The sequence below is a fragment of the Microcoleus sp. T2B6 genome, from assembly GCF_036700475.1.
Lineage (GTDB): Bacteria > Cyanobacteriota > Cyanobacteriia > Cyanobacteriales > Microcoleaceae > Microcoleus.
This window is the reverse complement of the sequence record NZ_JAUBOZ010000002.1, coordinates 118,907-132,088: the sequence shown is the minus strand read 5'-3', so window position 1 is coordinate 132,088 and position 13,182 is coordinate 118,907. Positions and strand designations below refer to the sequence as shown.

Here is a 13,182-nt window from a genome sequence, read left to right as displayed (position 1 = left end):
ACTGCTGGATTTTTCTCGAATTCAACAATCTTTGAATCTCTAGCTATATCCCCCAATCAAAAATCGAAAATCGATTCACCCTCACACCAACTTGTTATGACAATTGCATCTTCCGCCGATTCCAATGGCTCGATTTCAATCTCGACTGACAGCATGAAACTGTTACAAACCGCAGAGAACAACTCCCCGCGCATCCCCACTCGACCCGATCGCAATTCCTCCCACGGCCAAGAATCCAGCGTGCCCATAGCTTCAGAAGTAGGCCTGGAAGAAATGATGGAGGCCGTTCGGACAATGCTGCTGGGAGTAGGAGAAGACCCCGAACGCGAAGGATTGCTCAAAACCCCAAAACGGGTAGCAGAAGCAATGCGGTTTCTCACCAGTGGTTACAGTCAATCCCTCGAAGAACTCCTCAACGGCGCTATCTTTGACGAAGGTCACAACGAAATGGTACTGGTGCGAGACATCAGCGTATTCAGTATGTGCGAACACCATATGCTGCCGTTTATGGGCCGAGTTCACATTGCTTACATTCCCAACCAAAAAGTAGTGGGATTGAGCAAATTAGCCCGAATTGCCGAGATGTACAGCCGCCGATTGCAGGTGCAAGAACGTTTGACGCGCCAAATTGCCGAAGCAGTTCAGACAATATTGGAACCGAAGGGAGTAGCTGTAGTCATGGAAGCCAGTCATATGTGCATGACGATGCGGGGTGTGCAAAAACCCGGTGCTTGGACGGTTACGAGTGCCATGTTGGGCGTGTTTCAAGAGGAACAGAAAACTCGCGAAGAATTCCTGAATTTGATCCGCCACCAACCGGCATTCTTTTAGTCAGTTGACAGTTGACAGTTGGCATTTGGCATTTGGCAGTTAACAGTAATTAGTAGGTTGGGTTGAGAGACGAACCTTCCGTTTCACGCCGCCCAACATAATCTATCAAGCAAGGCTAACGACAGCCAACAGTCAGCAGCCAACTGTCAACAGTCAATCGATTTTAGATTTTAGATTTTAGATTTTAGATTAAAGATTTGAGAATTGAAGCATTGACCCCACGGATAAATTCGGGGGGCAAGTTTCATCGGATACAGGTTTTTTATTTCTGGATCCTGAGTCTGCTTTCGGAATGAATCCGGGGGCTTGTATCCTGGATGCTTTCGGTCAATAGCCAGAGTAAAGGCTGTGGAAGCAATTCCAAAATCTAAAATCTAAAATCTAAAATCTAAAATCGGATGACGATCGACTGATAAACCCATAAAATAGACGGGTGACTCATGACTTGTGACTATGAATCCTATCAAATTCGGTACAGATGGCTGGCGCGGCATCATTGCTGACGATTTTACATTCGATCGCGTAGCGTTAGTCGCTCCCTTAGCGGCACAAGTTCTTGCACAAACCGGCGGCAGCGATGGCAGCAGCGGTACCGTAATTGTCGGTTACGACCGCCGATTTCTGGCTGAAGAATTTGCCTTCACAGCGGCTGTTGCCGTCCAAAACGCAGGATTTGACGTGCTGCTGAGCGAATCCTACGCCCCCACTCCAGCTTTCAGTTTAGCTGCCAAACAATTAAATGCTTTGGGTGCGATCGTCCTGACCGCCAGCCATAATCCCGGTGCATATTTAGGGTTAAAAGTCAAGGGCGGATTTGGCGGTTCAGTTTCCCCCGAAGTTACTCAACAGATAGAAGCAAAACTCGAAAATCCCGCGGCACTTTCAGCAACTCCCGGCAAATTGGATAATTTCAATCCTTGGCCAGCTTACTGCAAAACCTTGCGGGAAATGGTAGATATTGAGGCGATTAAAGAAGCGATCGCCAGCGGTAAAATTACAGTATTTGTAGATGTAATGCACGGTGCCGCCGCCGGAGGACTAGCTCAAATTTTAGAAGAAACAGTGCACGAAGTCAACAGCGATCGAGATCCGCTGTTTGGCGGCGGTGCACCGGAACCTTTGCCGCGCTACCTGTCGCAGTTATTTCGGGTGATGCGTACTCACCAGCGAAAAAGCTCTGGTTTGTCCATCGGATTTGTATTTGACGGAGATAGCGATCGAATTGCAGCCGTTGACTCTAGCGGCAACTTCCTCAGTTCACAAATCCTAGTTCCCATATTAATCGAACATTTAGCTTCACGCCGCGGCTTGACCGGAGAAGTCATCAAAACAGTCAGCGGTTCAGACATAATTCCCAAAATTGCCAAGCTGTACGACTTGCCATTATTTGAAACGCCGATCGGTTACAAGTATATAGCCGATCGAATGTTAACCACCCAAGTCTTAGTCGGCGGCGAAGAATCGGGAGGAATTGGCTACGGTACACACATTCCCGAACGAGATGCTTTGCTGTCAGCGCTGTACTTGTTAGAAGCAGTTGTCAAATCCGGGGAAGACTTAAGCGAAATTTACAGCCGGCTGCAACAAGAAACAAGCTTTACCTCAGCTTATGACAGAATCGACTTGCACCTAGCAAACATGGAAGAAAGGTCGCGTTTGCTGTCGTTGCTGCAAAATCAACCCTTAACAGAAATCGCCGGCAAAGCAGTTGTAGATTGCAACAAAGTTGACGGATATAAATTCCGTTTATCCGACGGAAGTTGGCTGTTAATTCGGTTTAGCGGAACCGAACCAGTGTTGCGGCTGTATTCAGAAGCAGCGACATTGAAAGAAGTTATGCAAAACTTAAACTGGGCGAAAAATTGGGCGCATAATTAATCGGACTTTTCCACCGCAGATAAACGCAGATGAACGCGGATGACTCGATCTCAAATCTCTCTTTCTCTGCGGCCTCTGCGGCCTCTGCGGTAAAAAAAATATTACTCACAATGAAATACTATTCCTAGATGAGATTAATTTTAGGATAAAAGCAAATGGCTTACAGCGATTTCAGCCTTGCGAGAGTCAAAAAAGACTTTGGATTAACCTTAGATGAAAGCCGCAATTTATTTGCCGACACAAAACCAGTTTCACCTTCAGAAATTTTAACCACAATCCTGATTGATTATGTACCGCTAGCAACTTTTATTTCCACAGAAAAAGCGCGATCAGAATTTTTGATTGCCCCGATATTAGCAGAAGTTAGGCGATTGTTAAACAAACGAGTTTCTCTTTTTTCCGGTAAGGATTTTACTGTAGATCCAGAAAGAGGCTTGCAAGGATTTTGCGACTATATTATTAGCGGTTCTTCAGAACAATTGTTCATCAGTGCTCCGGTTATAACAATTTTTGAGGCAAAAAAGGAAGATATCATTGGCGGTTTGGGTCAATGCGTCGCCGCAATGGTAGCGGCCCAATGTTTCAATCACAACCAAGACACTGAGGTCGATCGCATTTACGGCGCGGTGACGACGGGTACGAACTGGAAATTCTTGATTTTGGAGGAAACTACTGTTTATATCGATCCGATTGAATACTATATTCAAGATGTTGATAAGATTTTGGGAATTTTGTTGCAACCATTTTCCCAATCTTTTGTTAATATGGAGCCGTAAGTTTTAAGAGAAATAATGACCGATCGCAAATTGCTAGTTGTAGCTACGGGCAATCCGGGTAAACTAAAGGAAATGCAAGTTTATCTTCAGGATTTGGGATGGGAATTGGAGCTCAAACCGGAAGAGTTGGAAATCGAGGAAACAGGCGAAACTTTTATTGCTAATGCTTGCTTGAAGGCGTCTGAAGTGGCGAAAGCAACGGGCAAATGGTCGATCGCCGATGATTCTGGTTTAATGGTAGATGCACTCGACGGCCAACCTGGGATTTACTCGGCGCGCTACGGCAAAACCGATGCTGACAGGATATCTCGACTTCTCAAAGAATTGGGAAGCGAACAAAACCGGGAAGCACAATTTGTTTGCGCGATCGCGATCGCCCGTCCCGACGGTACAATTGCCTTGCAAGTAGAAGGAATTTGCCGAGGCGAAATCCTCCACACTCCTCGCGGTACGGGAGGTTTCGGATATGACCCCATTTTCTACGTACCCGCACAGCAACAGACTTTTGCCGAAATGACACCGGATATCAAGCGATCGCACTCTCACCGCGGCCGAGCCTTCCACGCTCTTATACCACAAATGGCGAACTTTGTCAACCCCTACTGAAGAAAAAAGCCAAAACATGGGGTAACTGTGGCATTGGATATTGACACTTAGGTATCAAAAGTAAACAGGAAAGAGGTTTTTCGTTGGCAATGATTAGTTACCGATGACCAATTACCAATGCCCTGTTTGGCCAATGCCCAATGCCCCAGTATCTTAGATTGCCTCCAAGTTCTTTTCCCCAGTCCGAATCCGAATAATTTGTTCTACAGGAGAGATGAAAATCTTGCCGTCGCCAATCTCGCCCGTGCGGGAAGCCGCGATAATTTTATCAACCACCATGTCAACCTGATCGTTTTCCACAACAATCTCGACCTTGAGCTTTTGCAAGAACTCAACGGTGTACTCAGAACCGCGATAGCGTTCTGTCATGCCCTTCTGACGGCCAAAACCTCTAACTTCAGAAACAGTCATCCCCACAATACCAGCATTGACGAGTGCGATTTTCACTTCGTCTAGTTTAAAGGGGCGAATAATAGCTTCAACCTTTTTCAAGTTTCTCACTCCTAACAGTTAGTACCTTCGTTATATTACTTAATCGGCGTGACATCTTTTAATATCACGGCCAACAGCAAGTATTTTGTCAAGTATATTACCCTATCTTGTACTCGCGATGAAATGCACGCCAACCTTTAACAATATTCTCCGATTTTCCGGGGGCGCGGGTTCTCGGTTCCGGCCGATCGCGGTAGAGTTAAGAAGACAGCAGCAGCCGTCCCCCGCCGATCTGCTAAAACAGAAAAAGAACCTAGGAGACAGGAGTTTTCCGAGTTTCCGCTTTGCTATGTGAGATTTGCACGTATTGCTGAAAACTATAATTGCCAGAGGCGGTCAGTTAAACTATTCCTATGCACCCAGCTAGCCCTCCCCCTGACCGCAGCGGGCTTGATGCCCTACTGAGAAATCGCCCCTTCCTCGCCTTGTGGACGGGCCAGTTATTGGCCCAAGTGGCGGATAAAATCTTTTACGTATTGCTGATTATTCTGCTGAAAACAGGCGACTACCGACCCTGGCCTGTTTCTTGGCAACATTCGGAAAATTCTATGCTGTCAGCGGTGATGATTGCCTACACCGTGCCGGCGATCGTCTTTGGTTCCGCCGCCGGTATCGTCGTAGACCGCTTTTCTAAAAAGCAAATGCTGATTGCCTGCAACGTGATTCGAGCCGCGTTGATTGTAGCTTTGCCGTTTTTGCCCAAAGCTTTTGTGGTTTTATTGACGATGACGTTTTTAATCTCTACCGTAACGCAATTTTTTGCTCCGGCAGAGCAGGCTGCAATCCCCCTGACCGTAGGGCGAGAGGGACTGATGTCGGCAAATGCTCTGTTCGCCTCCTCCACAATGGGCGGGATTATTGTCGGGATGACGATCGGCGAACCGCTGTTTAGTTGGGTCAAACACAGCTTCGGAGCAGCTTCTCAAGAGTTTTTGCTGGGCGGGTTGTACCTGATCTCAGCAGGTTTGATCTATGCCATGCAGATCAAAGAAGGTCATGCCGGCAGCAGTGGCAAAAACGTCCATCCTTGGCAAGACCTCAAAGAAGGTTTGCGCTATTTGAAACACAATCACCTTGTCAGCAACGCGATGGTGCAGTTGACAATTTTGTATTCCGTGTTTGCCGCGCTTCAGGTGCTGGCGATTGCGCTTTCAGGCAAAATAGGTCTCAAAGAAACTCAATTTGGCTTTTTGCTGGCGGCAGCGGGAGTCGGAATGGTCTTCGGCGCAGCCTTTTTGGGACACTGGGGTCATCGAATGCACCACAAACCTCTGCCTTTAATCGGTTTCTTGATGATGGGTTTTGTATTAGCAATGTTTGCCTTTACTCGACAGTTGTGGGTGGGATTCGGATTGAGTGCTCTGTTTGGTTTTGGTGCTTCCTTAATTAACGGCCCGATGCAGGCTCTGATTCAAGAAAAAACTCCCGAATCTATGCGGGGCAAAGTCTTTGGATTGGAAAACAATGCGATTAATATTGCTCTGAGCCTGCCTTTAGCGATTACTGGCCCGGTGACTGATGCTGTCAGCCAAGCCGTCGGCTCGAATGACAAGGGCTTGCGGATCGTGTTGCTGAGTTTGGGCTTTTTGGTCTCGGTGATGGGCATGGCAGCTTGGAAACATACTCGGAAAGTATTGCAGGACGCACTGTGAACTCTGGCAAGAAGGAAGAAGGCAGAAGGCAGAAGGCAGAAGGCAGAAGGCAGAAGGCAGAAGGCAGAAGGCAGAAGGCAGATAGAAGAGGGGATGGGTGTCAACTTAACGTCAAATGTAGTACCGATCTACTGTTTGACGATGATTGTCCAGATCCCCGGATAGTCGGGGGAAACCGGAGCATTCTGTTTAGTTTCCCTTCTTAACGGGAATGGGAGCGGGATCGACACTCGCGTCTAAACAAGATTTATCAAGGGTTTTAGGCTAGTGTTGACACCAATGGTAAGAGGGAAGAGGGCTTTCTTTCGGCGATCGATCCATAACATAGCAACCGCCCTGATGATTAGGACGTTCTTAATTGCTCAAACGATTAGTTTTTCTTGTCGAATGCCGAATCACGAATGCTATACAAGCGTCATATAACGGTAAACCGGCATAGAAACCGCGATTTCCTGTGTTTATTTTCTTCCTCTGCTGTTCCACAATGTCTCGATCGGGCGAACCCTCTCCGAGCGCGAAATCTTTCGTAAAATCTCACCACTTAAATTTTCATAGTTTCATTAATTAAGATTAAAGTAGTAGAAAAGCTTTCATTAAAAATCATAATTAGTTTAAGGAAGGAAATTCTGTGCAACTAAAAACTAAAGTGACCATCAGACGTGCAACTGGTGGATTTGCTCTGATTGACAGCTTGATCCGCCACGGCGTCAAGCATATTTTTGGTTATCCCGGCGGTGCAATTCTGCCGCTTTACGACGAACTCTACCGCGCCGAAGAAACTGGCGCCATCAAACATATTCTAGTGCGCCACGAGCAAGGTGCTGCTCACGCGGCTGACGGATACGCCCGCGCTACCGGAAAAGTTGGGGTGTGTTTCGCTACTTCCGGGCCCGGCGCAACTAATCTGGTGACGGGGATTGCGACGGCCCACATGGATTCGATCCCGATGGTTATTATTACCGGTCAGGTGCCCCGTCCGGCGATCGGCACTGATGCGTTTCAGGAAACAGATATTTACGGGATTACCCTGCCAATAGTCAAGCATTCCTATGTAGTGCGCGATCCGAGAGATATGGCGCGAATTGTGGCAGAAGCTTTCCACATCGCGAGTACAGGGCGGCCGGGGCCTGTTTTGGTTGATGTACCCAAGGATGTGGGTTTAGAAGAATTTGACTATCTGCCCGTGGAACCCGGATCGGTGAGAATTCCGGGCTATAGGCCCACGGTGAAGGGAAATCCTCGGCAGATTAATCAAGCAATTTATTTGCTGCAGGAAGCAAAGCGTCCTTTGCTTTATGTGGGGGGCGGGGCGATCGCAGCGGCGGCCCACGAAGAAATTAAGGAACTGGCCGAACTTTTCCAATTGCCGGTCACGACAACGCTGATGGGCAAAGGTTCCTTTGACGAAAACCATCCTTTGTCGGTGAAAATGCTGGGGATGCACGGGACTGCTTACGCTAATTTTGCCGTTACCGAGTGCGATTTGCTGATTGCTGTGGGGGCGAGGTTTGACGATCGCGTGACGGGCAAATTAGACGAGTTTGCCGCGCGCGCTAAGGTGATTCACATCGATATCGACCCGGCGGAAGTAGGCAAAAATCGCGGCCCGGATGTGCCGATTGTCGGAGATGTCCGCCAAGTTTTGCTCGATTTGCTGCGCCGCTGTCGGGAAACTGGAGTTTCGGGAAAGACCGGACAGACTGCGGAATGGCTGCACAGGATCGATCGGTGGAAACAGGACTATCCGTTAGTTGTGCCTCATTACCCAGACATTTTGTCTCCGCAAGAGGTGATTTCGGAGTTGGCTACTCAAGCGCCGGATGCTTACTACACAACGGATGTCGGTCAACATCAAATGTGGTCGGCTCAATTCTTGAACAACGGGCCGCGCCGCTGGATTTCGAGCGCTGGTTTGGGCACGATGGGTTTCGGGGTGCCGGCTGCTATGGGCGCGAAAATGGCGCTACCCAATGAGCAAGTGATTTGTATTGCTGGCGATGCTAGCGTGCAAATGAATATTCAAGAATTGGGAACACTAGCACAATACGGCATTAATGTCAAGATTGTGATTGTAAATAACGGCTGGCAGGGAATGGTGCGGCAGTGGCAGCAGGCGTTCTACGGGGAGCGTTATTCCTCGTCGAATATGACTGTGGGGATGCCGGATTTTGTGATGCTGGCTGAAGCTTATGGCGTGAAGGGGATGCTGGTTTCGCAACCGGAGGAACTCAAAGATGCGATCGGTCAAATGCTCGCTCACGACGGCCCGGTGCTGATGAACGTCAAGGTGACGAGGGATGAAAACTGCTATCCGATGGTAGTTCCAGGTAAGAGCAACGCTCAAATGGTTGGTTTGCCCGATCGTAGCAAGTTGCAATCTGCGGAGTTGGTTTATTGTCCGAGTTGCGGCGCTAAGAATGTTTCGACGAATAACTTTTGTCCTGAGTGCGGGACAAAAGTTTAACGAGTTTTGAGTGGGGACTTAGGCAGTGCCTATTAGTCTCAACTTAAGGTCAAACGTAGTCATGGACTGCTGTTTATCGTCGAGGCTAGATCCCCCCTAGCCCCCCTTAAGAAGGGGGGGACAAGAGTCCGATCAAAGTCCCCCTTCTTAAGGGGGATTTAGGGGGATCTGGCCTCGGATAAAAGCGAGAGATACAAGCGATCTCAAAGTCCCCCTTCTTAAGGGGGATTTAGGGGGATCTGGCCTCGGATAAAAGCGAGAGATACAAAGGTTTCAGACTTAAGTTGACACGATGAAAGGCAATGGGATGTCCTTACCAGGCTCTGCTTTTTCACATTTAACACCATCTCCGCTGGCATCGCATCGAGAGCTTTAATGTGTAATCTCTAAGCATATTTTATGAGCCAGTGTCTAAACCCTGATTGCCTATTCCAAAACCCGTCTGGCTATACAAAATTCTGTCAAAAATGTGGGAATAAACTGCTATTGGGCGATCGCTACGGAGCCCAAAAAATTATTGGACAAGGGGGATTTGGGCGCACTTTTCTAGCTATTGACGAGTATAAACCCTCAAAACCTCCCTGCGTTATTAAACAATTCTACCCCCAATTTCAAGACCCTTCTAGTATCCAGAAAGCTGCTGAGTTATTTGAGCTTGAAGCAGTACGCCTAGAACAGTTGGGTAAACATTCTCAAATTCCCGAATTATTAGCATATTTTAGTCAAGATGGACGGCAGTATTTAGTCCAAGAATTCATCGACGGTGAAAATTTAGCCGAAGCACGAGAATCTAAAGGATATTTTAGCGAAACGCAGATTCGCGACTTGCTTAATAATTTATTGCCAGTATTTGAGTTCATTCATTCCCGCCAAGTAATTCACCGAGATATCAAGCCAGAAAATATTATTCTTAGGCAAGATGGGCAACTGGTTTTAGTTGACTTTGGAGCCGCGAAATATGCGACACAAAGTGTTTTATCTGTAACGGGAACGGTAATAGGAACTTCTGGTTATACATCGCCGGAACAAGCAGCGGGCAAAGCCATTTATGCGAGTGATATTTATAGTTTAGGTGTCACTTGTCTGAATTTATTAACTCAGGTTGAGCCAATGGAGTTATTCGATACAAGTGAAATGGAGTGGGTGTGGCAAAAACAATTGAAAAACTCGATTAGTTCGGAACTCAGTCAGATTTTAGATAAAATGGTACAACCTGCCAGTAAAAAACGCTATCAATCTGCTACCGAAGTTTTACAAGCTATTGGCGATCGATCTCCTCAATTACCCCCTAAAACACCATTTCAACCACCACCTGAAACACCTCTACCGCCACCAGATTCGCTTAAATCAGCGCGGGGTGTTGACTATACTCGCCTGCAGGATTTATTGGCGGCCCAGAAGTGGAAAGAGGCGGATGGGGAAACAAAAAATGTGATGCTGAAAGCTGCTGGACGGGAGAATAAAGGTTGGTTAGATGTGAAGTCTATCGAGAATTTTCCTTGCGATGATTTGCGGACGATCGACCATTTGTGGGTAAAATACAGTCAGGGTTGTTTTGGCTTTAGCGTTCAGAAAGAAATCTGGTTAGAAGTGGGCGGTAAAGTTGATTTGGAGACTGAAAAAAAGCTGGGCGATCGTGTCGGTTGGCGAAAAGGAGGCATATGGTTGAACTACGATGACCTGACCTTTAATAAGCAAGTACCAGTGGGCCACCTGCCGGGGGTGGTTCGTCGGCGTTCTGGGAAGCTTTGGACGGTGGCGGGGATTTCTTCTCTCGCATCGAGAGTTGTAAGCTGTAATCTCTAACGATTTCAGCCCCTTGTCAAGTTTTTTTATCGAACCTTTTTTTACGAATTTATCGGCTTTTCGTCATTTCTTTACCTGCTACGCCGGTGAGTTTTACAAAAATAGGACTTACCCACTAAAGCCAAAGAAACCGGGTTTTTTACCTAATTTGTGGGTGACAACGAAAGATTTTCGTCCATCAAACCCGGTTTCTGACCACCCGTGGGTATCAACTAATGCGTTATGCCATTGTGATTGAAAAAACACCGAATAACTATTCAGCTTACGCGCCCGATTTACCCGGATGTGCAGCCACAGGCGCAACCCTTGCGGAAGTACAGCAGCAAATTAAAGAAGCGATCGAATTTCACTTAGAAGGATTGCGAGAGGAAGGTTTACCGATTTCCGAACCAACTACGCTTTGTGAATATGTCGAAGCACGATAATCTCAGAAACCCGGTTTCTTGCTGACACACCCTACAACAACTGTCAACTGCTATAAATGAATCTTTATTTGGGAATAGATTTCGGCACCACGGGCGCGCGATCGACTGTCATAGACTCCCAGGGTACAATACATTGTGAGACTGAATATACTTTTGCCAACAACGGGCAACAACAGCCTGAATTGCCCTCGGTGTGGCAAAATGCGCTGTGGGATTCGATCGAGCAAATTCCCCCAACAATCCGCAATCAGGTAAGGGCGATCGCCCTTGACGGCACATCTTCCACTGTCATGCTGTGCGATACCAACGGTATACCCGTATGCGAGCCGATTTTATACAATGATGCGCGCGGTGCAGCGGTGACAGAGAGGTTGCGGGCGATCGCGCCGGATAACCACACAGTATTGAGCGCTACATCCAGTCTGGCAAAACTCCTGTGGTGGCAGGAGGGCGGGCTAGAAGCCCAACCCCTACTCCCCACAAAACAATTGAGCCTTTGTGGCACAGGCATCTTGCCTGTGGTTGAGAAGCTTTATTTCCTGCATCAAGCTGACTGGCTGGCCTTTCTGCTGCACGGGAAATTAGGCATTAGCGACTATCACAATGCTTTGAAACTCGGTTTCGATGTTGATACTTTGTGCTATCCGAATTGGCTGATAGAGGGAATTGCGGGCGCTGCAACTCCTGAATTGCCACAAGTTGTCGCACCGGGTACGCCTGTGGGGGAAGTGAGAGCTCAAGTGGGCGATCGCTTTGGTTTTCCCCGTGATTGTATGGTTTATGCTGGTACAACCGATAGCATTGCAGCATTTTTAGCAAGCGGTGTCAATTTACCAGGGGAAGCAGTAACTTCTCTCGGTTCTACACTAGCAGTCAAACTCTTAAGTCATACCCGCGTAGATGATTCTAGATACGGGATTTACAGTCATCGTTTCCCCCCCTTTTGTAGGGGCGGTGCCCCCGTGCCCGCCCTGGCAGGCGATTTGTGGTTAGTTGGAGGCGCTTCTAATACCGGAGGTGCGGTGCTGCGACACTTTTTTACTGATGTTGAGTTGGAGAATTATAGCACACAAATTGATCCAGCACAAGAGAGTTTGCTGGATTATTACCCATTGTTGAAAAAGGGCGATCGCTTTCCGATTAATGACCCGAATTTGCCGCCCAGACTCGAACCGCGTCCCACTGATTCAGTGGAATTTCTGCACGGTTTGCTAGAAAGCATAGCGCGGATTGAAGCGCGGGGATATCAATTATTGCAAGAATTGGGTGCAACTCCTTTGACAAAGGTTTATACTGCTGGCGGCGGTGCAAAAAATGCGGTTTGGAGTGCGATTAGAAAGCGTTATTTAAAAGTACCTGTTGAAACGCCGATTCATACTGCTGCTGCTTATGGAAGTGCGTTATTGGCGAAGCAGGGAACGCAAATTTAAAGGTAGTAAATTGGGATTAATATCGCTCTAGATTAAAACTAAAATGAGAGGAAGCAAACATTCTGATATATTGTGTTAAGTTGTTATTCCTAAAAATTAAGGACAATGGCAAAGCTACCTGATGACATCCTGAACACAATTTTCACATTGCAGCGGCGGCTAGTGGAAATCCTCAACGAAACAACCGCTACAGAATACATTTTAATGCAGCAGTTTGGCGAGACAGAAGCGACACTCCCCGAACTAGAATCTCTGGATAATATTAAGGAAAGGTTGAGAACCTCTTACAATCGTTTGTACAGGCTTTTGCAGCAGGTGGCAGAATCTCAGCCCGCTGCGACTGCGGATACGTTAAACTTTTTGTATGGAACGATAGAAGACGGAGAGGCAATTGTCGATGCCTCAGCAGCAAGCATTCAAGAAATCAAAATGGATTGGAACTTACGATGAATCAACAACCTAGAATCCCCGACGCTGAAACCAGAAAGCGACACGTTGAAAAGATGCGTGAAGTCTGCCGACAGTTGGACGCTTTCAATTTGAAGTTAGATGAAGCGATTGCCATATTTGAAGCTGACAACCGCCGCCAGCGTCGAGAACGTTTGGCGGGTAAATACAGGCGTGTGGAATCTCAGGTAGTCGAATAAGATATGAGATGTTGCATTATTGTTAATAAGTCTTTTATGAACAGGCTTTTCGGCCTGTTCCACAAAGAGTGAATTTTCTTGTGGAACAGGCATTTTGCGATGTTGCATTATTGTTAATAAGTCTTTTATGAACAGGCTTTTCGGCCTGTTCCACAAAGAGTGAATTTTCTTGTGG

13 protein-coding genes are annotated in these 13,182 nt (G+C 47.2%); 12 read left to right on the top strand and 1 reads right to left on the bottom strand.

What is annotated here, in order from left to right; genetic code table 11:
• Positions 1-96: 96 nt before the first annotated feature.
• From folE to rdgB, 4 genes are all read left to right on the top strand, one after another.
• The gene (gene folE / locus QUA00_RS01630; protein ID WP_333138715.1) at positions 97-831 is read left to right on the top strand and encodes a GTP cyclohydrolase I FolE; all 735 of its coding nucleotides are present in this window, start codon (positions 97-99) and stop codon (positions 829-831) included.
• Positions 832-1,284: 453 nt separating this feature from the next.
• The gene (locus tag QUA00_RS01625; RefSeq protein WP_333408483.1) at positions 1,285-2,709 is read left to right on the top strand and encodes a phosphoglucomutase/phosphomannomutase family protein; all 1,425 of its coding nucleotides are present in this window, start codon (positions 1,285-1,287) and stop codon (positions 2,707-2,709) included.
• 155 nt (positions 2,710-2,864) lie between these two features.
• Positions 2,865-3,485, top strand: a complete 621-nt coding sequence (locus tag QUA00_RS01620) for a hypothetical protein (RefSeq protein WP_333408482.1) — start codon at positions 2,865-2,867, stop codon at positions 3,483-3,485.
• Between the two features lie 15 nt (positions 3,486-3,500).
• Positions 3,501-4,091, top strand: coding sequence for an RdgB/HAM1 family non-canonical purine NTP pyrophosphatase (gene rdgB, locus QUA00_RS01615; protein ID WP_333408481.1), 591 nt, complete (start codon positions 3,501-3,503; stop codon positions 4,089-4,091).
• A 153-nt stretch (positions 4,092-4,244) separates the two neighbouring features.
• On the opposite strand, the gene QUA00_RS01610 is transcribed toward rdgB, so the two are convergent.
• Complete coding sequence (locus QUA00_RS01610; RefSeq protein WP_006633346.1) at positions 4,245-4,583, bottom strand: P-II family nitrogen regulator; 339 nt, start codon at positions 4,581-4,583, stop codon at positions 4,245-4,247.
• Between the two features lie 353 nt (positions 4,584-4,936).
• Between QUA00_RS01610 and QUA00_RS01605 the strand changes: the two genes are divergently transcribed.
• The 8 genes from QUA00_RS01605 to QUA00_RS01570 all read left to right on the top strand — a co-directional run bounded on the left by QUA00_RS01605 (position 4,937) and on the right by QUA00_RS01570 (position 13,007).
• Positions 4,937-6,235, top strand: coding sequence for an MFS transporter (locus tag QUA00_RS01605; RefSeq protein ID WP_333408480.1), 1,299 nt, complete (start codon positions 4,937-4,939; stop codon positions 6,233-6,235).
• Positions 6,232-6,441, top strand: a complete 210-nt coding sequence (locus QUA00_RS01600; protein ID WP_333408479.1) for a hypothetical protein — start codon at positions 6,232-6,234, stop codon at positions 6,439-6,441. Before QUA00_RS01605 ends, QUA00_RS01600 begins: the two co-directional genes overlap by 4 nt.
• A gap of 422 nt (positions 6,442-6,863) precedes the next feature.
• Complete coding sequence (gene ilvB / locus QUA00_RS01595) at positions 6,864-8,699, top strand: biosynthetic-type acetolactate synthase large subunit (protein WP_333408478.1); 1,836 nt, start codon at positions 6,864-6,866, stop codon at positions 8,697-8,699.
• 399 nt (positions 8,700-9,098) lie between these two features.
• Positions 9,099-10,505: a serine/threonine-protein kinase gene (locus tag QUA00_RS01590; protein WP_333138699.1), complete on the top strand. Its 1,407-nt coding sequence runs from the start codon at positions 9,099-9,101 to the stop codon at positions 10,503-10,505.
• 215 nt (positions 10,506-10,720) lie between these two features.
• Positions 10,721-10,930, top strand: a complete 210-nt coding sequence (locus QUA00_RS01585; protein ID WP_333138697.1) for a type II toxin-antitoxin system HicB family antitoxin — start codon at positions 10,721-10,723, stop codon at positions 10,928-10,930.
• A gap of 56 nt (positions 10,931-10,986) precedes the next feature.
• Positions 10,987-12,360 carry an FGGY-family carbohydrate kinase gene (locus QUA00_RS01580; RefSeq protein WP_333408477.1) on the top strand — a complete coding sequence of 458 codons (1,374 nt, stop codon included), beginning with the start codon at positions 10,987-10,989 and terminating at the stop codon, positions 12,358-12,360.
• Between the two features lie 105 nt (positions 12,361-12,465).
• Complete coding sequence (locus QUA00_RS01575; protein WP_333107528.1) at positions 12,466-12,810, top strand: hypothetical protein; 345 nt, start codon at positions 12,466-12,468, stop codon at positions 12,808-12,810.
• Positions 12,807-13,007: a hypothetical protein gene (locus tag QUA00_RS01570; RefSeq protein WP_333051533.1), complete on the top strand. Its 201-nt coding sequence runs from the start codon at positions 12,807-12,809 to the stop codon at positions 13,005-13,007. The genes QUA00_RS01575 and QUA00_RS01570 overlap by 4 nt, the downstream gene beginning before the upstream one ends.
• Positions 13,008-13,182: the final 175 nt, after the last annotated feature.